This is a genomic window from Sinorhizobium sp. B11, from assembly GCA_039725955.1.
Lineage (GTDB): Bacteria > Pseudomonadota > Alphaproteobacteria > Rhizobiales > Rhizobiaceae > Rhizobium.
Map to the genome: position 1 here is coordinate 264,734 of CP091034.1, position 20,532 is coordinate 285,265.

24 protein-coding genes are annotated in these 20,532 nt (G+C 60.2%); 13 read left to right on the forward strand and 11 right to left on the reverse strand.

Annotation, left to right across the window (positions count from 1 at the left end; all coding sequences use genetic code 11):
• Positions 1–50: 50 nt before the first annotated feature.
• Positions 51–1,169 (reverse strand): DNA polymerase III subunit beta, encoded by a 1,119-nt coding sequence (gene dnaN / locus LVY75_11070; GenBank protein ID XAZ23777.1) that lies wholly within the window; start codon positions 1,167–1,169, stop codon positions 51–53.
• Between the two features lie 245 nt (positions 1,170–1,414).
• On the opposite strand from dnaN, the gene rsmI reads away from it, so the two are divergent.
• From rsmI to LVY75_11105, 7 genes are all read left to right on the forward strand, one after another.
• Positions 1,415–2,329: a 16S rRNA (cytidine(1402)-2'-O)-methyltransferase gene (gene rsmI / locus LVY75_11075; protein XAZ23778.1), complete on the forward strand. Its 915-nt coding sequence runs from the start codon at positions 1,415–1,417 to the stop codon at positions 2,327–2,329.
• Positions 2,322–2,690 (forward strand): YraN family protein, encoded by a 369-nt coding sequence (locus tag LVY75_11080; GenBank protein ID XAZ23779.1) that lies wholly within the window; start codon positions 2,322–2,324, stop codon positions 2,688–2,690. The genes rsmI and LVY75_11080 overlap by 8 nt, the downstream gene beginning before the upstream one ends.
• A gap of 155 nt (positions 2,691–2,845) precedes the next feature.
• Entirely contained in the window at positions 2,846–3,349 is a 504-nt protein-coding gene (locus LVY75_11085; protein XAZ23780.1) for a cupin domain-containing protein, read from the forward strand.
• 96 nt (positions 3,350–3,445) lie between these two features.
• Positions 3,446–4,393: a glutathione synthase gene (gene gshB / locus LVY75_11090; protein XAZ23781.1), complete on the forward strand. Its 948-nt coding sequence runs from the start codon at positions 3,446–3,448 to the stop codon at positions 4,391–4,393.
• 205 nt (positions 4,394–4,598) lie between these two features.
• On the forward strand, positions 4,599–6,131 hold the full coding sequence (locus LVY75_11095; protein XAZ23782.1) for a YifB family Mg chelatase-like AAA ATPase: 1,533 nt from the start codon (positions 4,599–4,601) through the stop codon (positions 6,129–6,131).
• Positions 6,132–6,917: 786 nt separating this feature from the next.
• Entirely contained in the window at positions 6,918–7,160 is a 243-nt protein-coding gene (locus LVY75_11100) for a hypothetical protein (GenBank protein ID XAZ25691.1), read from the forward strand.
• A 122-nt stretch (positions 7,161–7,282) separates the two neighbouring features.
• The gene (locus tag LVY75_11105; GenBank protein XAZ23783.1) at positions 7,283–7,597 is read left to right on the forward strand and encodes a DUF982 domain-containing protein; all 315 of its coding nucleotides are present in this window, start codon (positions 7,283–7,285) and stop codon (positions 7,595–7,597) included.
• 74 nt (positions 7,598–7,671) lie between these two features.
• Here the strand turns inward: LVY75_11105 and cysK are convergent, their stop codons facing one another.
• Together cysK and LVY75_11115 are read right to left on the reverse strand one after the other, a co-directional pair.
• Positions 7,672–8,634, reverse strand: a complete 963-nt coding sequence (gene cysK / locus LVY75_11110; GenBank protein XAZ23784.1) for a cysteine synthase A — start codon at positions 8,632–8,634, stop codon at positions 7,672–7,674.
• Positions 8,635–8,776: 142 nt separating this feature from the next.
• Entirely contained in the window at positions 8,777–9,394 is a 618-nt protein-coding gene (locus LVY75_11115) for a LysE family translocator (protein XAZ23785.1), read from the reverse strand.
• Between the two features lie 231 nt (positions 9,395–9,625).
• On the opposite strand from LVY75_11115, the gene LVY75_11120 reads away from it, so the two are divergent.
• Positions 9,626–10,144: a DNA starvation/stationary phase protection protein gene (locus LVY75_11120; protein XAZ23786.1), complete on the forward strand. Its 519-nt coding sequence runs from the start codon at positions 9,626–9,628 to the stop codon at positions 10,142–10,144.
• Positions 10,145–10,165: 21 nt separating this feature from the next.
• Here LVY75_11120 and LVY75_11125 read toward each other — a convergent pair whose 3' ends face one another.
• Positions 10,166–11,068 (reverse strand): DMT family transporter, encoded by a 903-nt coding sequence (locus tag LVY75_11125; protein ID XAZ23787.1) that lies wholly within the window; start codon positions 11,066–11,068, stop codon positions 10,166–10,168.
• Between the two features lie 111 nt (positions 11,069–11,179).
• Here LVY75_11125 and LVY75_11130 point away from each other — a divergent pair, with 111 nt between their 5' ends.
• Positions 11,180–11,644 (forward strand): Lrp/AsnC family transcriptional regulator, encoded by a 465-nt coding sequence (locus LVY75_11130; protein XAZ25692.1) that lies wholly within the window; start codon positions 11,180–11,182, stop codon positions 11,642–11,644.
• A 2-nt stretch (positions 11,645–11,646) separates the two neighbouring features.
• On the opposite strand, the gene LVY75_11135 is transcribed toward LVY75_11130, so the two are convergent.
• Entirely contained in the window at positions 11,647–12,540 is an 894-nt protein-coding gene (locus LVY75_11135) for a GNAT family N-acetyltransferase (GenBank protein XAZ23788.1), read from the reverse strand.
• Positions 12,537–13,007 carry a dUTP diphosphatase gene (gene dut / locus LVY75_11140; protein ID XAZ23789.1) on the reverse strand — a complete coding sequence of 157 codons (471 nt, stop codon included), beginning with the start codon at positions 13,005–13,007 and terminating at the stop codon, positions 12,537–12,539. The genes LVY75_11135 and dut overlap by 4 nt, the downstream gene beginning before the upstream one ends.
• 90 nt (positions 13,008–13,097) lie before the next feature.
• On the opposite strand from dut, the gene LVY75_11145 reads away from it, so the two are divergent.
• A complete protein-coding gene (locus tag LVY75_11145; protein XAZ23790.1) occupies positions 13,098–14,681 on the forward strand; it encodes a peptide chain release factor 3 in 1,584 nt (527 codons plus the stop codon).
• On the opposite strand, the gene LVY75_11150 is transcribed toward LVY75_11145, so the two are convergent.
• Positions 14,682–15,575 (reverse strand): LysR substrate-binding domain-containing protein, encoded by an 894-nt coding sequence (locus tag LVY75_11150; GenBank protein XAZ23791.1) that lies wholly within the window; start codon positions 15,573–15,575, stop codon positions 14,682–14,684.
• A gap of 110 nt (positions 15,576–15,685) precedes the next feature.
• Between LVY75_11150 and LVY75_11155 the strand changes: the two genes are divergently transcribed.
• Positions 15,686–16,393: a glutathione binding-like protein gene (locus tag LVY75_11155; GenBank protein XAZ23792.1), complete on the forward strand. Its 708-nt coding sequence runs from the start codon at positions 15,686–15,688 to the stop codon at positions 16,391–16,393.
• Positions 16,394–16,451: 58 nt separating this feature from the next.
• Here the strand turns inward: LVY75_11155 and LVY75_11160 are convergent, their stop codons facing one another.
• A complete protein-coding gene (locus tag LVY75_11160) occupies positions 16,452–16,838 on the reverse strand; it encodes a RidA family protein (GenBank protein ID XAZ23793.1) in 387 nt (128 codons plus the stop codon).
• A gap of 78 nt (positions 16,839–16,916) precedes the next feature.
• Between LVY75_11160 and LVY75_11165 the strand changes: the two genes are divergently transcribed.
• Positions 16,917–17,444, forward strand: a complete 528-nt coding sequence (locus tag LVY75_11165) for an Lrp/AsnC family transcriptional regulator (GenBank protein XAZ23794.1) — start codon at positions 16,917–16,919, stop codon at positions 17,442–17,444.
• A gap of 66 nt (positions 17,445–17,510) precedes the next feature.
• Positions 17,511–18,020: a tRNA (N6-threonylcarbamoyladenosine(37)-N6)-methyltransferase TrmO gene (gene tsaA / locus LVY75_11170; protein ID XAZ25693.1), complete on the forward strand. Its 510-nt coding sequence runs from the start codon at positions 17,511–17,513 to the stop codon at positions 18,018–18,020.
• A 3-nt stretch (positions 18,021–18,023) separates the two neighbouring features.
• Here the strand turns inward: tsaA and LVY75_11175 are convergent, their stop codons facing one another.
• From LVY75_11175 to otsB, 3 genes are read right to left on the reverse strand one after another with little or no spacing between them, the layout of a single operon-like run.
• Positions 18,024–18,233 (reverse strand): molybdopterin-binding protein, encoded by a 210-nt coding sequence (locus tag LVY75_11175; GenBank protein ID XAZ23795.1) that lies wholly within the window; start codon positions 18,231–18,233, stop codon positions 18,024–18,026.
• A 59-nt stretch (positions 18,234–18,292) separates the two neighbouring features.
• Entirely contained in the window at positions 18,293–19,666 is a 1,374-nt protein-coding gene (gene otsA / locus LVY75_11180) for an alpha,alpha-trehalose-phosphate synthase (UDP-forming) (GenBank protein XAZ23796.1), read from the reverse strand.
• A gap of 38 nt (positions 19,667–19,704) precedes the next feature.
• On the reverse strand, positions 19,705–20,502 hold the full coding sequence (gene otsB / locus LVY75_11185) for a trehalose-phosphatase (GenBank protein ID XAZ23797.1): 798 nt from the start codon (positions 20,500–20,502) through the stop codon (positions 19,705–19,707).
• Positions 20,503–20,532: the final 30 nt, after the last annotated feature.

Sequence of the window (20,532 nt, forward strand, 5' to 3'; positions counted from 1 at the left end):
AGAGGCGATGTCGCGATCAGGAAAGTTTCGACGACAAAAGCGACGCGAGATTAAACGCGCATCGGCATCAGCACATAGAGAGCGTCGTCACCTGCGGTGTCACGCACAAGTGTCGGCGAGCCCGCATCGGCCAGAAGGAAGATTGCCTCGTCTCCGGAAAGCTGCGCGGTGATATCGAGCAGATATTTGGCGTTGAAGCCGATTTCCATTGGGTCGGTATCATAACCGACTGCGACTTCTTCCGTCGCACTGCCGGAATCCGGATTGTTGACGGTGAGCAGAAGCTGGCCGTCGGAAAGGGCAAGCTTTACGGCGCGTCCGCGCTCGGAGGAAATGGTCGAAACGCGATCGACGGCCTGGGCGAAGCTCGTGCAATCGACGCGCATTTCCTTGTCGTTATTGGTGGGAATAACGCGCTGATAGTCTGGGAAAGTTCCGTCGATGAGCTTCGAGGTCATGACGATACCGCCGATAGTGATGCGGATCTTGGCGTCGGAAACTTCCACGGTGACGACCGCATCAGGCGAGTCGACGAGCTTCTGCAGTTCGCCGACCGTCTTGCGCGGAATGATGATGCCCGGCATGCCTTCAGAGCCCGAGGGCGCATCGACATCGGCGCGCGCCAGACGATGACCGTCGGTGGCGACAGCACGGAGCTTCAGATCGCCGCCGCTCTCGATCGTGTGGAAGAAGATGCCGTTCAGATAGTAGCGTGTTTCTTCGGTCGAGATCGCAAACTGCGTGCGGTCGATCAGCATCTTCAGGTCGCTTGCCTTCAGCTTGAAGGAATGCGTGAAAGTGCCGGCGGTCAGGTCGGGGAAGTCGGATTCCGGCAGGCACTGCAGCGAGAATTTCGAGCGGCCAGACTGAACGTTCATCGAGCCGCCATCCTGGGTGGTGGCAAGCAGGACCTCTGCGCCATCGGGAAGCTTGCGGACGATGTCGTAAAGAAGATGGGCCGGAACGGTGGTGGCACCCGCCTGCTCGACATTGGCAGGTGTGGCTTCGGTAATTTCCAGATCGAGATCGGTTGCCTTCATGTCGAGGCTCTGACCATCTGCTTTCAGCAGCACGTTGGACAGGATCGGGATCGTGTTGCGGCGTTCGACCACGCGGTGGACGTGGTTCAGCGACTTCAAAAGGTTTGACCGCTCAATAGTAATACGCATGGGATGCTACCGCTTTCGACCTTTATTGCCCGGGCGCAAAAAGCGCCGCGTCACTGTTTCCCCTTCGGGAGAGGGGAGTGGACGGGCAAAATGGCAGAACTTTGCCAGCGATTGCAAGAGGCATGGCCGTCCACTAGCTCGCAAATGCCGTTTTGCAGCGCAATGCTCACAGAAATTGCTGCTCTTGTCGAAGCAGCACCGCTCGCCCATAAAGGCAAGAGGCTGGCGGGACGAAAGCGAGTGACATGACGGAAGAGGTGAGAGCGGAAACCGGCGCCCGACGCGGCTTTCGCCTGCATAATATTGCGGTGCCGGCACGCCCGCTCGAACCGGCCCTCTATCTTGTCGCCACGCCGATCGGCAATCTGGGCGACATTACGCTGCGGGCACTGGAAACGCTTGCCGGTGCCGACGTCCTGGCCTGCGAGGACACACGCGTTACCCGCGTCCTGCTTGATCGCTACGGCATCCAGAACCGGCCTTTCGCTTATCATGAACATAATGCCGATGAGGCAGGGCCGAGGCTCCTTCAGGCGCTCGACGCGGGCAAGTCGGTGGCGCTTGTTTCCGATGCCGGCACGCCGCTTGTATCTGATCCCGGTTATCGTCTTGCGCAGCAGGCGATCGAGGCAGGTTACCGCGTTATCCCCATTCCCGGCGCTTCGGCGCCGCTTGCTGCCCTCGTCGGTTCAGGCCTGCCAAACGACGCCTTTCTTTTTGCGGGCTTCCTGCCGACCAAGGACAAGGCTCGCCGAGACCGTCTCGCGGAATTCGCAAACGCACCGGCGACACTGATCTTTTTTGAATCGCCCCACCGCATCGGTGCGACGCTGTTTGCCGCAGCCGATGTGCTTGGCGGTGCGCGTCAGGCGTCTGTATGCCGCGAACTGACGAAGACCTACGAGGAGTTCCGCCGCGGCACGCTTTCCGATCTTGCGGTCCACTATGAAGAGCATGACAATGTGAAGGGCGAGATCGTGCTGGTGATCGGCCCGCCGAAAGAGCAGCCCGCCACCGAAGCCGATGTCGACGCGATTCTCACCGATCTCGCGAAATCCCTACCAACGGCCAAGGCCGCGACTGAGGCTGCCCGCTTGACCGGCCTGCCACGCAAGGTGCTCTACCAGAAGCTTCTCGATATGAAGGCGGCGAATGGCTGACGGCGAAGCGACGCTCCGCAGGAGAAAGGCGCTGCGCCGGGGCTCGGCCGCGGAATATATTGCCGCCGTTTTCCTGATGCTGAAAGGCTATCGCATCCTTGCCATGCGCTACAAAACGAAGCTCGGCGAGATCGACATCATTGCCCGAAAGAGGGACCTGGCCGTCTTCGTCGAGGTCAAGGCGCGCGCCGACGAAACAGGTGCGATAGATGCCGTCTCCTACACGTCACAAAATCGGATCCGGGCTGCAAGCGATCTCTGGCTGGCCCGTCAGCGCGATTACGCGCGGCTATCGCAGCGGTACGATATCGTTGCGATAGTGCCCGGGAAACTGCCTCGTCATTTCCCGGATGCCTTCTGATCTCTCGCCGAGTTTGTTCTGGCGGCAGTGACGGTATCCGCAAGTCGTCGGCGACGAGCAAGCTTTCATTAAAATTTTAGCGCCTGCTTGAACGGCCCTTTACGACTCTTTTGTTATCCACGGCTGAGCTAGGGGTAGCAAATTGGGGGTTATGCATGGCCTGGAAGATGATGCTTGCGACAGCCGTCGCCATGGCGGCGCGGTCCGTGCCTTATGCGGCGCTGAAACCATCGGGGAAAATATTCATCGCTCACGCAAGCGATGGCTTGGTTCTGAAACCGACGCCGATCAATCCGGACTGGATCATCAGCGGAAACCCGCAGGCACGCACGGCAGAACACTCCCGCGGCCATGACGAGGCGTCGCTGACGGCGATCTGGGATTGCACATCGGGTGAATTCCGCTGGCGTTTCGGCTGGGACGAAACGGTCATGATCCTCGAAGGCGAGGTGCATGTCACCACCGAAGACGGAACGGAACGCACGCTGAAGGCCGGTGACGTCGCCTTCTTTGCCGGTGGCACCTGGGCCAACTGGAGGGTCGACAACTACGTCCGCAAGGTCGCCTTCCTGCGCAAGCCCTTCCCGAAGCCGCTTGCCATCGCCTACCGCCTGCGCAACCTGTTGCGCAACAGCGGTGGCACCGGTATCGCGGCCTGAATATTGCGCATTCCGAAACGTCCGAAGCCATTGATTGCCGTTGCGTTTGATGCCTGACCGACCTACATCTGGGCGGCATCAGCTCAAGGGACCGAAATGGCCAAGATCAAGAACGTAGCGGTCCAGATGGACCATGTCTCCGGCATCAACATCGCGGGCGATTCCACCTTCGCCATGAGCATCGAGGCGCAGGCGCGTGGCTACAAGCTCTTTCATTACACGCCTGATCGACTGAGCTTCCGCGACGGCAAGCTTTATGCCTCCGTCGAGCCGATGGTGTTGCGCGACGTCAAGGGTGACCATTATGAGCTTGGTGCGCCCGAACGCGTCGACCTCTCGACCATGGATGTCGTCCTGCTGCGCCAGGATCCGCCTTTCGACATGGCCTACATCACCTCGACGCATCTTTTGGAGCGCATCCATCCGAAGACGCTTGTCGTCAATGATCCGGCCTGGGTGCGCAACTCACCCGAAAAGATCTTCGTCACGGAATTTTCCGACCTCATGCCGAAGACGCTGATTACCAAGGATCCCGCTGAGATCCGCCGCTTCCGCGACGAGTTGGGCGATATCATCCTGAAGCCGCTCTACGGCAATGGCGGCGCAGGCGTCTTCCATTCCACCAAGGATGACCGCAACCTGTCCTCGCTGCTCGAAATGTTCGGCCAGCTCTTCCGCGAGCCCTTCATCGCCCAGCAGTACCTGCCCGACGTGCGCAAGGGCGACAAGCGCATCATCCTCGTCGATGGTGAATTTGCCGGCGCCATCAATCGTGTTCCCGCCGAGCATGACAGCCGCTCCAACATGCATGTCGGCGGCCGTGCTGAGCCGGCAGAACTGACGACGCGCGAAAAGGAAATCTGCGACCGCATCGGCCCGGCCCTGCGCGAACGCGGCTTCCTGCTCGTCGGCATAGATGTCATCGGCGACTACATGACCGAAATCAACGTGACCTCGCCAACTGGCATTCGCGAAGTAAAGAAGTTCGGCGGCGCCGATATCGCAAGCCTTTTGTGGGATGCTATCGAGCGCAAGCGCGGCTAAAGCAAAGCCAGGAATACTTCCGGACTACAAAAAGTGTTCTTGTCGTTCCGCCTTTGATCGCCTCCGTTCCAGGATTGCAACCCGCTGCAATTCGATTGCAGCGGATAGCTGAATTCGTTCGCTTATCGTTCTTGTTTTATTCCGGCTTCCATGCCAGATTGTGACCGCCTTCATAGGTTGGGTATCGGGGTCACGAGGCAGGGGCATGGTCGCGCGCGTCAGTACGGTTGCATTTCAGGGCATTGAAGGTGTTCCGGTCGAGGTCCAGGTCATGGTCGCTCCCGGCAAGATGGGGATCCAGATCGTCGGGCTTCCTGACAAGGCGGTGGCAGAAAGCCGCGAGCGGGTACAGGCAGCCCTGCACGCTTCTGGCCTGGCGTTGCCGTCCAAGCGCGTGACGGTCAACCTTGCGCCTGCCGACCTTCCCAAGGAGGGCAGCCATTTCGATCTCCCCATCGCACTTGGACTAATGGCTGCACTCGGCGCAATTCCTGCGGATGCCTTGTCCGATTACGTCGTCGTCGGCGAACTCAACCTCGACGGTACGATCGCCGCGATCGCCGGCGCTCTGCCGGCCGCCATCGGCGCCAACGCGACGGGCAAAGGGCTGATCTGCCCTGCCGAAAGCGGAGCGGAAGCCGCCTGGGCCGGTTCGGACGTCGATATCCTGGCGCCGCGCAGCCTGATAGCACTCGCCAATCATTTCCGCGGTACGCAGATCCTGTCGCGCCCGGAACCATCCATTCGTCCGAATGCCGCTAATCTGCCCGATCTCGCCGAAATCAAGGGCCAGGAAAGCGCCAAGCGGGCCCTGGAAGTGGCCGCTGCCGGCGGCCATAACCTCATCATGGTCGGGCCGCCCGGTTCCGGCAAGTCGATGCTGGCGTCCAGGCTGCCGTCCATCCTGCCGCCGCTCTCGGCGGCCGAATTGCTGGAAGTCTCGATGATCCACTCCATCGCCGGTCAGCTCTCCGGGGGCAAGCTCTCCGACCGGCGGCCATTTCGCACGCCGCATCATTCGGCGACGATGGCAGCCCTCATTGGCGGCGGCCTGCGCGCCCGGCCGGGCGAAGCCTCGCTTGCCCATCACGGCGTGCTTTTCCTCGATGAATTCCCGGAATTTGCACCACAGGTGCTCGATGCCCTGCGCCAGCCGCTGGAAAGCGGCGAATGCGTCATCGCGCGGGCCAATCACCGCGTCTCCTATCCCGCGCGGATCCAGCTCGTCGCGGCCATGAATCCGTGCCGTTGCGGTATGGCGGGTGAACCCGGCCATACCTGCGCCCGCGGGCCGCGCTGCATGACGGACTATCAAGCCCGCATTTCCGGTCCGCTGATGGACCGTATCGATATCCGCATCGACGTGCCGGCGGTCTCTGCGGCCGATCTTATCCGGCCGACGGCAGCCGAAGCGAGCGCCGATGTTGTCCGGCGCGTGGCCCGCGCCCGTGATATCCAGCGCGAACGGTATGCTTCTGCAGGCGCAAGAGGTATTTCGACCAATGCCGGCTGCTCTACTTCGATGATCGAGAAATTTGCTGAGCCGGATGCGGCCGGATTGCAGCTGTTGCGCGATGCCGCGGACAAGATGAAGTTCTCGGCGCGGGGTTATCATCGCGTCCTGAAGGTCGCTCGCACGCTCGCAGATCTCGACGGCAAGGATACGGTTGGCCGTATCCATCTGGCAGAGGCGATCTCCTATCGCGTCGCGGGCGAAAGGCTGACCGCCGCTGCATAAAATGACCGGTATGTGAGAGACAAGATCCCGGTGTGGATGAAGACAGGGCCAGGCTCGAGCTCGCCATTGCTGGTGCGATCTGTTTTACGCTGGACACATCCGCACGATGTGATCTGGCCTTGGGAACCGCAGAGATGCGGCAAGCCAAAACCGTAGCAGCGAACGACGCAATTCAAGATGTTGGCGAGGTCAGATGCAGTGCCGAGGCAGTTGGCATAACCTGAAAGAATAGGCTCGCAGCTTCTTCCCGCCTCAAGAGCAGCCAGGTTGCGGTGTATGAAATAAGCAAGCGTTTCCATATGCTTGTCGAAAATCCTGATCGAGTTGGGAATAACTGTGCTTCGCCCACGATCTAGTTCGTCAGCGAGAGCGTGGATGATTTACTGCTTTCGCCACTCGAAACGCCATCAAGGAGGGGAGGTATGCCATGTCACTTCGCGTCGTCCCGGGATCGGCTGCTGTGGCCGCGTTTAGCCTGTCGCCGAAGCCTGAATTCGTTACCCCGGCACTTGCTGGGACAATCGGGGAACCAACGGCTGGTTTCTACAAAAATGTATCGAGGTCACGGCGATCTATGAGGGCATCTGAGCAGGCGAATATCTCGGCGAGTTCTGTGTCGCGGCCGGATAATGCAGCCAAGGCCGAGGAGCAGGTGTCCGCGCTGAAACAGCTTTGCGCTGGTGCTTGCGAAGAGTTCGAAGGCCTGCGGGCGGTAATAGCCGCAAGGACGGACAACCGAGGAACCGGCGGAATACAGGCGGTTGTCAATGAAAGGGGCTGGCCTTGATTAAGAGCACTGATCTGACAATATCCGAATGCCTTCGCGATCCTCTTATTGCCGTGCTGATGCATGCCGACGGCGTGAAACTAGAAGACTTCAGGCAATTGCTTGAGGCGGCGGCCCGCAACTGGCAGTCTAAGCTGGATAATTGTCTGAATACAGGTGCGAGGGGCTGGTCAACGGAAATGCATACCCCTTTGCAACGAACGGGGGACGCCGTTTCCCTCATTGGCACGGCAGATGTTTGATGATCATGTTTGGTCATTCTCGATCCGGACCACGTCCGGAAACCACGCGCCGTTCTTGCCCTATGAATTGAACGTAGAATTGTCAGATACCATCATAGCCTCTCCTGTGGAGTTCAGACGCAATGAAGTGGGACACGTCAAAAAGATTCGAGCCGATAGTTCTCGTTTTTGCAGAAAGGAGAGAGCGCAGGGTCGTCCGTACAGCTCGCGAGGCGGCCGAAGTATTGCTGAGGGAATGGCCGACCGAGGAGGGAGAGGAATTCCTGGTGGCGGTGAAAACCTGTTTGGACGTCATTACCGGAAAGACCGAACCCGAAAAGCTGCACCAGGCGATTGTCCGTGCAGCATATGAAGCTGGCATTGCGGCGATCACCACTGATCATCGGCTGGGTGTCGTGAGGATGTATCCGCGACCGCACATCGCGTCGGTAATGTAAGGCTGACACCGGCAGCATGATAAAAGGGGCGCCGAAGCGCCCCACGAACGGAGACACGAAGTGCCGAAATCCAATCAGCTTCCAAGACCTTCGAACAACGCCGTCGAAAGATAGCGCTCAGCGAAGGATGGAATGATCACGACTATGTTCTTTCCGGCATTTTCCGGACGACGACCCACTTCGATCGCCGCCGTCAATGCCGCACCCGAGGAGATGCCGACCGGCACGCCTTCGAGCCTGGCGACGAGCCGAGCCTGCTGAAAAGCGTCGTCATTGCTGACGGTAACCACCTCGTCATAGATGCTGGTGTCGAGGATTTTGGGCGCGAAACCGGCTCCGATGCCCTGGATCTTGTGCGGGCCAGGCGTGCCGCCTGAAAGGATCGGTGAATCGGTCGGCTCGACGGCCACGACCCGAATATCCGGCTTGCGGCTCTTCAGCACCTGGCCAACGCCAGTGATCGTGCCACCGGTGCCGATACCGGCCACGAAGATATCGACGTTGCCGTCGGTGTCGTTCCAGATTTCCTCCGCCGTCGTCTTGCGGTGGATTTCCGGGTTGGCGGGATTTTCGAATTGTTGCGGAATAACAGCGTCGGGCAGCGAGGCGGCGAGCTCCTCGGCCTTGGCGATCGCCCCCTTCATTCCCTTCGCCCCCTCGGTCAGCACCAGCTCCGCGCCGAGCAGCGCCAGCATCTTTCGGCGCTCGACGGACATGGTTTCCGGCATGGTCAGGATCAGCCGGTAACCCTTGGCAGCGGCAGCAAAAGCGAGCGCGATACCGGTATTGCCCGAAGTCGGCTCGATCAGCACGGTCTTGCCGGGCGAGATCTTGCCCTGCGTTTCCAGGCTCTCGATCATGGCGACGCCAATACGATCCTTCACCGAGGCGATCGGATTGAAGAACTCGAGCTTTGCCAGAATGTTCGCCACGACGCCCTTCTCCTTGGCGATCTTGTCGAGGCGAACGAGCGGCGTGTCGCCGATTGTATCGGTAATGGAGGAATAGATGCGGCCGCGGCCCGGTTTGTGCGACATGGTGCTCTCCCTTTGAAATCCATATTGAAATCTGGGGAGAGAATAGGGTCAAAGTGGCGGTGAGACCAGAGTGGCTTCACCCGTCGGCCGTGCAAGCCAGAGAAAAAATCCTTTGAAAACCGTTCGTTGTCGAATGTTTATTTCAGGCGGCACGCGTTGCGATGAAGGCTGCCGTGCCCGCCAGGATGCTGGCTGCGACGCGGTTCAGGGCCTGCAACGCGCGCGGCTGCTTCAGCATCGTGCGGGCGCGCGATGCGAGAAGCATGTAGGGAATGAGCACGATCATCAGTACGACGAAGGTGACGGCAAGCAGCATGAGATAATCGCGCATTCCGATACTGTTGAGATCGATGAGGGTCGGCACCAGCGCCACATAGAAGAGCATGGTCTTCGGATTGCCGAGTGTCACCAGCAGACCAGACAGGAACGACATGCCGGCGCTGCTGGATTTTTTCGCGGCAATATCCTGCGGCAGCAGGCCGGCGGTCCAGAGCTTCCATGCGATATAGCCAAGATAGAGCGCGCCAGCGATCTTGATGACGAGGAAGATCTCGGTGAAGGTCTGCGCCACGAAGGCAAGGCCAAGGATAACGGCGGTCAGGTAGCTCATATCGCCGAGCACGAGACCGAGACCCATGAAGAAGGTTTCGCGGAAGTTCGAACCAAGGGCGCGCGCCACGATTGCCGTGATCCCCGGGCCGGGAATGGCGGCGGCGATGAACAAGGCGCCAGCATAGGCGATCAGGGCGGTAAGGCTCATCTTTGGATCCAGGAGATTGCGTCGTCTTTCTATAGGCGCATGAGGCATGCTCCATCAATCGCCGGGCGCTGATCTGTCCATAACCATAAAGAATAGGTCGGCTGAACCATGATCTACTTGGAAACGAAATCCGCCTTGCTATTTTCCCCTTGCAAGCGGCCGCAGACACGGCCCGCCGAGGCTTTCCCCAGTCGTCGGCGCAGAAGGTTTTCATCACCAAGGAGAGAATGCATGTCGCCTACCTCAGCCGAAGCCCGCAGACGTTCGCCGCTCAAGACCCCCTCGGACCTTCCGACCAATGCGATCACCGATATTTCGGCCGCGTTGACCGCGTTGCTCGCTGATGTCTTCGCGCTCTATGTGAAGACCAAGAATTTTCACTGGCATATGTCCGGCCCGCATTTTCGCGATTACCATCTGCTGCTCGACGAGCAGGCGGAACAGATCTTCGACATGACGGACGAGGTTGCCGAACGCGCTCGCAAGATCGGCGGCACGACGCTGCGCTCGATCGGCCAGATCGCCCGCCAGCAGCGCATCCCGGACAATGACGCAGACTATGTCACCCCCGAAGACATGCTCTCCGAACTGCGCGAAGACAACCTTCACCTCGTCTCCATCCTGCGCGAAGTGCATGAGGTCTGCGACGAGCACAATGACGTGGCGACCGCAAGCCTCATCGAGAACTGGATCGACCAGAGCGAACGCCGCACCTGGTTCCTGTTCGAAACGACGCGTCAGGCGAAGTAATAGACAAGCTGAAGTTACAGCTCAGCTTCTGGTCGCCGGCAGGCGGATAAGCCTGCCCGGCGACCAGCCGAGGTTCATGCCGGCCGCAGCAAGCAGAATGACGACCGCGCCGGCAATCTGCATCGGCTGCAATGCGTGGCCGAAGGCCAAACGGTCGACCAGGATCGCGGCGACCGGATAGATGAAGGACAGAGCGCCGGTCAGATGTGTCGGCAGCTTCTGAATCGCACCATAGAGCAGCACATACATGAGACCGGTGTGGATAACGCCGACGGTGATCAGGATCAGCCATGATCCGCTATCGGCCGGCAGGTTGGTAAAATCGGTCATGGGTGCCAGCATGACGATGCCGGTCGAAACCTGGATCAGCGCGATTAGATGCGGTGGCGTGCCTCGCAGCCATTTGGCGGCAAGCGCGGCCAGCGCATAGAAGAAGGCCGCGCCGAGCGCCAACAGAATGCCGACACCGTAACTGCCGGAGGCGGCATCGGCCTGCGGCTTCGCCTCGACAATTGCCGCCATGCCGGCAAAGGAAAGCCCGAGCCAGAACAGCTTGGTGCCTGTGATCTTCTCACCCAGAAAGAGTGCGCCGAGCGCAAGCAGCATGAAAGGCTGAGTATTGTAGACCGTCGTCGCAATCGAGATTGACGCGTGCGAATAGGAGGCGAACAGCAGCAGCCAGTTGGAGACGATCGCGACGCCGCCGAAGACGGCAATAGCGAGCGACCGCAGGCTGATGATACCAGGCCTCAGCAGGCCAAGCGCGGTGCAGATCACGAGCAGTGTCAGCGCCCCGAAGAAGCAGCGCCAGAAGACCACGCCGCTAACCGGCTGACCCGACATGACGACGAACCAGCCGATCGTTCCCGAGATCAGCATCGCCCCCGTCATCTCCGCTGTACCCCTTCTGATTTCATCCTGCATCGCCATCTCCGTTCGTTAGCGGGAAATTGTATTGCGGCATCGCAGCATTTTCTATAAGTTGAAAGAGGGGAAAGGCTGGATGAACCTAATCTTGTTAGGAGTTTTGCCATGTTGGCTAACGAGATGCAGGCAGTCGACGATATTGACCGTGCAATGATAGAGGCACTGGCCGGAAATTCGCGAATTTCCCTAAAAGAGCTCGCCCAGGCTGTCGGACTTTCTTCGCCGAGTGCGGCGGAACGTCTGCGACGTCTTGAGGATCGCGGCGTGGTGACGCTTTTCACCATCGATCTCGATCCGGCGGCGATAGGCTACCCGCTTCAGGCGATCGTCCGGGTGCGTCCGCTGCCCGGCCAGCTTCACATCGTCGAGCGTATTATCCAGGACACGCCCGAATTCATCGAGTGCGACAAGGTGACCGGAGACGATTGTTTTATCGCCCGGCTCGTGGTCCGCTCTATGGGAGAGCTGGACAGCATTCTCGACAAGGTCGCCGAGCGGGCGGAGACCAATACGTCGATGATCAAATCCTCGCCGGTCAAGCGTCGCCTGCCGCCCCTGATACGGAAAAAATAGCCTCAGAAATCCGCCAGTGGAGAGAGCATGGCGGGATGGTCGAGACCTATCTCTTTCAGCCCGCGCACCATCAGCCGCGTTCCGCTTTCGTAAGGCACTGCTTTGCCGGACCATTGAAGCCTGTCCGGGCGGAAGTGCGTTTCGACTGTCGTCGCCAGAATGCCGAGGCCGGCAAGGATTGCGGCAAATGAGGGGATTTCTGCCGCGACCACATCGAGAAGAGCGAAATGGCCATCCGCCGGCATTTTCCACGCGACGGCTGCCTTGTACTCTTCGAGATAACTCAGCCGGACGTCGGTATCGAGAAGCGTATTGATCAGAAACATGGCCGGGCTGCTGGCGACGGCAAGCGTTTCGGATACCGGTTTGCGGGTCGCAAGCAGACCCTGGAGCAGGGCAAGATCCTCGGTATCGCGAGGCTGAAGCGACCGTGATCCGCTATGATCCATGGCGATGGGCGCCTGTCCGACATATTTGTGAAGCGGCAGCGGACGGAAACCATATTTCTCGTAGAGTGCGGGCTTGTCCGTATAGAGGATCACTGCCTCGAAGCCTTGTGCCTCGCACCAGGCAAGTGCCTTCTGCGTCACATCGCGATAGAGGCCTCGGCCGCGCCACGACGGACGGACTGCGCCGGATTGAAGCCCGGCCGCGTTGACGAGCCGGCCATTGAGGACGAAGGGCATGGCGAAGGCGGAAAGATTGGCCGCAAGCACACCCTCATCGGTAAACCAGCCGAAGGGCATGCTTGTCGGGTCCGGACCGCCGAGATCGCGCAACGGATCGATATCGATGCCGAATGTATCGTCGAGAAGCGAGACGAGGGCGGCCCAGGCTGCCGGGTCGCTGAAATAGTCCTGTCGGAAATTGAGACCGGTCGTATTCGCGGCGCTCATACCCCAGTCGAGCCGAAGCCGCCGGCCCCGCGCGCGGTTTCGGTGGTCTCCGAGACTTCGGCGATGAAGGTTTGGGTGAAGGGTGCAATTACCATCTGCGCGATGCGCATGCCGCGCGTGATGGTAAAATCCTCTTCGCCATGATTGACGAGAATGACCTTCACTTCGCCGCGATAATCGCAGTCGACCGTGCCGGGCGCGTTGAGGCAGGTGACGCCATTCTTGGCGGCGAGGCCGGAACGCGGGCGTACCTGGCCCTCGAAACCCTCGGGGATTTCAAAGACGAAGCCCGTCGGAACAAGCGCGCGTCTGCCAGGCGCCAGCACCAGGGGCTTGTCCTCGTCGATGGCCGCGCGCAGGTCCATGCCGGCTGCACCACGCGTTTCATAGGCGGGCAGATCCAGGCCCTGGCCATTCGGCAGGCGGATCAGATTGAGGGTGGGGCGGGTGTCTGTGTGAATGGTCATGCGGCATTACTTCGCGCCGCAAGCAGCAAGGTCAATTGCAATGGCGCGCTTTAATCGCTAGATACGCCGCAATTCCACAGGATTCACACTATGGCCGAAAGTCTCGCCGAGGCGGTCTCCCGCCGCCGCACATTCGCTATTATCGCGCACCCGGACGCGGGTAAGACGACGCTCACCGAAAAGCTGCTGCTGTTCGGCGGCGCCATTCAGCTCGCCGGTGAGGTGAAGGCGAAGAAGGACCGCATGCAGACCCGCTCGGACTGGATGAAGATCGAGCGCGAGCGCGGCATCTCCGTCGTGACCTCGGTCATGACCTTCGAATATGAAGGCAATGTCTTCAACATTCTCGACACACCCGGTCACGAAGACTTCGCCGACGATACCTACCGCACGCTGACGGCGGTGGACGCCGCGGTGATGGTCATCGACGCCGCCAAGGGTATCGAGCCGCGTACGCTGAAACTGTTCGAAGTCTGCCGCATGCGCGACATTCCGATCATCACGTTCATCAACAAGATGGACCGCGAAAGCCGCGATCCCTTCGAAATCCTCGATGAAGTCGAAGAGAAGCTGGCGCTCGACACAGCCCCGATCACCTGGCCGATCGGTCGCTCCAAGACCTTCTGCGGCTCTTACCACCTGAAGGAAAACACCGTGCGCGGCTCCGATACGGAAGTCGCCGTTACGCCGGTCAACGGACCGCAGAGTGTCGCCGACCGGCTGCCGGAAAACGAGCGCGATGCCTTTATCGAAGAAGTGGGGCTCGCAATCGAAGCCTGCCGTCCCTTCGACCGGGAGTCCTTCCTCGAAGGCCACATGACGCCGGTTTTCTTTGGCTCGGCGCTGCGCAATTTCGGTGTCCGCGATCTCATCAATGCGCTCGGCGATTTCGCGCCGCCGCCGCGCGACCAGGTCGCCGATATCAGAACCGTGCATGCCGCCGAAGACAAGATGACGGCCTTCGTCTTCAAGATTCAGGCAAACATGGACCCGAACCATCGCGACCGCATCGCCTTTGCCCGAATCTGCTCCGGGAAGCTGGAGCGCGGCATGAAAGCCCGCCTGGCACGTACAGGAAAGCAGCTCGGCCTGACGGCGCCGCAGTTCTTCTTCGCCTCGCAGCGCCAGCTGGCCGATACGGCCTTCGCCGGCGATGTGGTCGGTATCCCGAACCACGGCACGCTGCGCATCGGCGACACGCTGACGGAGGGCGAAAGCCTGGTATTCCAGGGTGTGCCGAACTTCTCGCCTGAAATCCTGCGCCGTGTCCGCCTGGAAGACGCCATGAAGGCCAAGAAGCTGAAGGAGGCCCTGCAGCAAATGGCGGAAGAAGGCGTGGTCCAGCTCTTCCAGCCGGAAGACGGCTCGCCGGCCATCGTCGGTGTCGTCGGAGCGCTGCAGCTCGATGTCTTGAAGGAGCGGCTAATGGCCGAATACGGTCTGCCCGTCTCCTTCGAAATGTCGCGCTTCTCCGTCTGCCGCTGGATTTCGTCCGACCAGGCTGCGGAACTCGACAAGTTCCTGACCGTCAAGCGCGGCGATATCGCCCGTGACCTGGACGGTGACCCGGTCTTCCTGGCGCAGGACGGTTTCTCGCTCCGTTATGAGGCGGAGCGCTATCCGGCCATCAGGATGGTGGCGATCAAGGAGTATCACGCGGCCAAAGCCGCCTGATCATCCTGCCAGCCGCTCGACGAGGAACTCGACAACCGCGCGCACGGATGGCAACTGCCCGCGCCTGTGCGGCATCAGTGCCGTCGTCGTGATGCTGCCTGCTGTCCAGCCGGATAGCAGGCGTATCAGCCGGCCATCTTGCAGCGCGTCGTCGCAGACCGAGGTAGGCAGGATGGTTATCCCGATCCCGGCGGCAGCGGCTTTCAGCAGCACCATCGGTTCGTCCGCGGCCATGACAGGCTGGGGCCCTATCACGACTTCCGCGCCGTCATCTGAAATAAGTCGCCATTGCTCCCCGGAGAGGCTCGGCATGATCCCCTTGTGGGTGGCGATGTCCTGGGGTCGCTCGGGCTTTCCATATTTCGCGATATAATCGGGCGAGGCTACGAGCAGGAACGGGTGGGTGGTGATCCGGCGCTGTACGAGCGTGGAATCGTCGAGTGGCGAGCGGTGGCTGCGCAGCGCAATATCGAAGCCCTCCTGAACGATATCGACGAAGCGGTCCGTCACATGCAGCGATAATTTCAGTTTTGGATAGCGCGCCGTCAGCTCGGCCAGATGTTTGGAGAGCATGAACTGCGCGGTCGGCACGGCAGCCGTCAGCCTGACAGTGCCGCTCGGCTCCGCAAGGCGGCTGCGGACGATGCCCTCGGCCATTTCTGCTTCGATGATCGAGGCCTGCGCGTGCTCGAAGAACTCCCCGCCAATATCCGTTAGTGCGAAGCTTCGTGATGTGCGCTGGATCAGCCGCACGCCAAGCCTTTCTTCCAGTTCCGCCACGCGTTTGCTGATCGTTGATTTCGGAATGCCGAGATGGCGCCCTGCAGCCGTAAAGCTGCCGCTTTCAACCGCCTGCACAAATAGCTGAAGATCGTTGAGATTGAAGGCCGCCATATCATCTTCCATGCCTGTGGACTTTAAGATGCATTATCGTCGTCTGCTGCTTCATCGTCCACGAAATCATATTGCGCGGGTCAATAAATCCTCATGGAAAGGACCCGATAATGTCCCTCATACTGTTTTATGGCGTGCCGGAAGGCTGCTCCTTCGGTTCGATCGTTGCATTGGAATGGTCCGGCCTGCCGTATCGCCTCTGCCGCATCCAGATGCCCGAGGTCGTCTCCGGGGACGAATACCGGCATATCAATACGGTCGGCGAAACGCCGTCGCTGCTCTTGCCGGACGGCCGGCTGATCAGCGAAAGCATGGCAATCCTGAACAATATAGGCGCGCAGTCGATCGACAAAGGACTGGGCTTTGCGCAGGGCACCGTGGGTTTCGATCGTCTGAACCAGATGCTCGCCTATCTGAACACGAGCTTCTTCAACGCGTTCAGCCCGCTCTGGCACTCGGTAGAGCATGAATTGGAGCCTGCGGAGAAGGAGATTCTCGTTGCCTATGGCAAGGCCAAGGTGGAGAAGGCTCACCGGACGCTGGAGCGCCTGCTTGCCGGCCGGAAATGGTTGCTGGGCGACCGGCCTGGCCTCGCCGACGCCTATTTCACCGGCATCGCCCGCTGGAACGACTTCCACAAGACCGTCGATATCGGACGGTTTCCGGCGGTAAATGATCTCTATCAGCGCATGCTGCAAGAGCCCGCTGTTCGTTTCGCGCTTGCGATCGAGCATCAGGAGAAGGCCGAAAGCACCGGCAGCTTCATGGGAGAGATCGACCTGGACCAAGCCCTTGGCCTGCTCCGCCAGGCTGCCTGATCGTCCTTTGCCGCCCTGTCCCGCGGGGCGGCATTCTCCCATGCTGGGCGGTATTCTCTCATGCGGCTGCGATGATTTCGATTTCCACCAGCCAGTCTTTCTGGAGCGTTTGAACAACGATAGCGGTGGTCGGCACGATATGATCACCGAGTGCGGCCAGCCGTGCATCCTGGTTTGCTTCGGCATGGCCAGCATCCCCGAGATAGCTGGTCAACCGTACGATATTGCGAACCCCCATGCCGGCATCCGCAAGGATCGCCCGCAGGTTCGACCAGATAAGGTCGAGCTGGACCGATAGATCCTTGCCCGGCGCGCCCTCCGCCTCGAGGCCCATTGTGCCGCTCACGAACAGAAAGCGGGTGGGGTTCCTGACCTCCATCGCGTGAATATAATCCGATGTTGCCGCATAGATGCCGGCGCTAGGACTGTGCTTCACCAGTTCCATTTCAAGATCTCCTCGAATATCTGAAAGCTTGGCGCTATTATTGCCGAATATTCTTCGGCGATAAGGCAGATTTTCCGAATGACGAAAGAAACGAATGGTATTCGAAGCAGCAGGCAAAGGCCCGAACAACTGGACCTCTTCGACCGAAGGATATTAGGCGCCCTGGCGGAGGATGCCCTGCAGAGCTATGCGGCCCTGGGAAAAACCGTCAACCTGTCGCCGCCTGCAGTGCACGAGCGCGTCAAGCGGCTGCGCCGGTCCGGCGTCATGAAAGGTGCGCATGCTGCACTTGATGGCGCCGCGCTCGGCAAGCCATTGCTGGCCTTCGTGCATGTCGAGGCCGCAGGCTGGGGCAAAAGTGAAAGGCTGATGCAGCTCTGCCGCTTTCCCGAAGTGGAGGAAATGCATTCGGTTGCCGGCGACGCCAGCGTCATCTTCAAGGTGCGCACCGAGAGCCCGCGCGCGCTGGAAGCTTTTCTGTCCCAGGTCCATTCCGTTCCCGGCGTGACCTCTACCAAAAGCTATGTGGCACTTTCCACCTATATGGAGCGGCCCGTTCAGGCGGATATGACGGCGGACTGGCCAGAAAATCCGTTGCCGGCCTGAAGGTATGCGGTGTAGTCCAGCCACCACATCGTCATGCATAGTGCCGTCTTGCAAGGAGAGCATATGATGGTTCGAGAAAACGAGATCCGCGAAAACGAGCTGCTGCTGGACAATCCGCCTGATGCAACCGACGCCGGCCTCGTCTTCATCGGTCGGATTTTCACACCGTGGACCTCGCGCATGGAGACGCCGCGTCAGGGCCGGCATGACGGGCCGCTCTGCCGCATTGAGATCTTCGACCCCTGGGTGCCGGCTTTGCAGGGCGTTGCGGGTTTCGAGCGGCTCGAAGTGCTTTACTGGCTGCACCAGTCACGGCGCGACCTCTTGCTGCAGAGCCCGGCTCGCAACGGCAAGACGCATGGTACTTTCTCACTGCGGTCACCCGTTCGGCCGAACCCGATCGGCACCTCCATCGTCAAGCTGGAAGCTGTCGAAGGTAATACATTGCTTGTGCGCGGCATGGATTGCCTCGATGGCACGCCGCTCCTCGATCTGAAGCCGGATCGGACGCTCTTCACGCCCATTGCGCCGCCGCAGCCGGGCGACTTTCAGACCGGCGATATGTCCGAGGCATGAAGCTCAGTCGACAGCCACCATCACGTCGGAGGCCTTGACGACCGCATAGGCTTCGGCGCCGACCTTGAGATCGAGTTCGTCCACGGCTTCATTGGTAATCGAGGCCGTGACGATGGTGCCATTGCCGATATCGATGCGAACATGTGCCGTCGTCGCACCCTTCACCACTTCCACGACCTTACCCTTCAGGCGGTTGCGTGCACTGATCTTCATGGAATCCTCCGCGTGTTGTCAGCGAGATTATCTTCTGGCAGATGCGCCCGTCAAACCGTTCAGGCGGCAAGATCACCAAGAAAGTCATTGCACCAGCGCGAGACGTCGCGTTCCAGCAGATGGTCCATCATCCGCCGCCAGCGATCCTGGCGCTCCTGAAGCGGCATGTTGAGCCCCCGCGCCAGCGCATTGGATGTGCCGACAATGTCGTAGGGGTTCACAAGCAGAGCGCCGTTCAGCTCGCGCGCCGCACCGGCGAACCGGGAGAGGACCAGAACGCCAGGATCATCGGGGTTCTGGGCGGCAACATATTCCTTGGCGACAAGGTTCATGCCGTCGCGCAATGGGGTAACAAGCCCGACTTTGGCAAGCCGATAGAGGCCGGCAAGCACCGGCCGGCTCACGGAGCGGTTGATGTAGCGGATGGGCACCCAATCGACCGTACCGAGTGCACCGTTCACACGGCCCGCCTGTTCGGCGACCATGCGCTGCATCGCCTCGTATTCGGGCACCTCGGAGCGGGATTTCGGTGTGATCTGCAGGTAAGTGACCTTGCGCTGATGCGCCGGGTTGTTGGTGACGAAATTTTCAAACGCGTCGATGCGCTGGGTGATGCCCTTGGAGTAATCCAGCCGGTCGACGCCGATGATGAGGCTGCGGTTTTCGATGCTCTGCTGTGCCTTCAGGACCATGCTGTGAGTGCCGGCTTTCCTCGCGAATTCCGCGAAGGCAGCCGTCTCGATGGCAATCGGATAGGCTCCGCCGCGGAACCTGCGCTCGCCGGCGACGAAAAGCCCTTCGCTGATCATGTCACCCATCTCTTCCCGACGCAGGCAGCCTGCGAAGTTCTCCAGATCGTGATCAGTCTGGAAGCCGACGAGATCGTAGGCGGCGAGCCCCCGCATTATCTCGTCATGGACAGGCATGGCGAAGAGGACGTCGGCGGGCGGCCAGGGGATATGCAGGAAAAAGCCGATCTTGTTCCTGATGCCCATCTGTCGAAGTTCGGCGGCAAGCGGGATCAGGTGATAGTCGTGCACCCAGATGATATCGTCAGGCTTGATCAGTGGCGCCAGCCGATGGGCGAAGAAGCGATTGACACGGAAATAGCCGGCCATTTCCGTGCGCCCATATTCTGCGAGGTCGAGTCGATAATGACAGATTGGCCAGAGCATGCGATTGGCAAAGCCGAAGTAATATTCGTCGACATCTTTGGATGTCAGATCGGTTAGCGCATAGGTGATGTTGCCGCGCTGCTCGATCGCAAGCGGTCCGGGTTCGCCCGCGTCGTTGATTTTGCCCGACCAGCCCATCCAGACGCCCCCCCGTTTTTCAAGGGCGGCCTCCAGTGCCACTGCGAGCCCGCCGGCAGATGCCGCCCCTTTCTTCTCCGGAACGGGCACGCGGTTCGAAACGACGACAAGGCGGCTCATGGCAAATTCCTTTCATTAGAAATAATTGCAAAACGCAATCAGCCGGCAAAACGCGCGACGATCTCGCGGACCACCGCTGCGGAGGGCAGGATGCCGCGCGCGTCTGTCTCGTGCGAAGGTGCACCGACGCGGATGGAGTAACCGCCAAGCCTGTTTGCGGCGCGGAACATTGACTCATCGGTAATGTCGTCGCCAATGGCGATCGGACGACGGCCAAGGAAGGGCGGGGTTGCGATAAAACTCTCCAGTGCATCGCCCTTGTTGGCTCTGGCGGGCCGGATTTCCAGAACCATCTTGCCGCGCTGGAGGGTCCAGTCCGGACCTGCGCGGTTCACGAAACGCTCGATCAGCACGGTAAGTTCCGCCAACCGCTCGGGCGCCAGGCGATAGTGGGCGGCTACGGCTGCGCCCTTGTCCTCGATCAGGATGCCGGTCCAGCTGGCCGTTTCTGCCCGAAGCTCGATCTTCAGTCTCTCGAACTCGCCCGTGGGCTCTACTTTGAAGATGCTGCCGTCAGGGCTGCGGCGCTCGGCTCCATGCAATCCGGCGATTGGAAACTGGAAGGGAGCGAAGAGCCGGTCGGCATAGGTAAGGCCTCGTCCGGTCACCAGAGCTAGTGCCCCGCCGAACCTCTGCGAGAGCGTATCGAGCTGCGCGGGAAGCGACGGCGGCACGAATATCTCATCCGGCGTCGGCGCGAGATCGAGGAGCGTGCCGTCTATATCGAGGAAGAATGCACCGTTTTGAAGATAGGAAGAGAGTGTGGAGAGGGTTTCATCCTGCCGGGAAGCGCTGCCGGACGGCGGAGCTTCTGATAGCTGATTGCTGTTTGCCATGCCGGGGAAACTAGGTCAGCACAGCCCTCC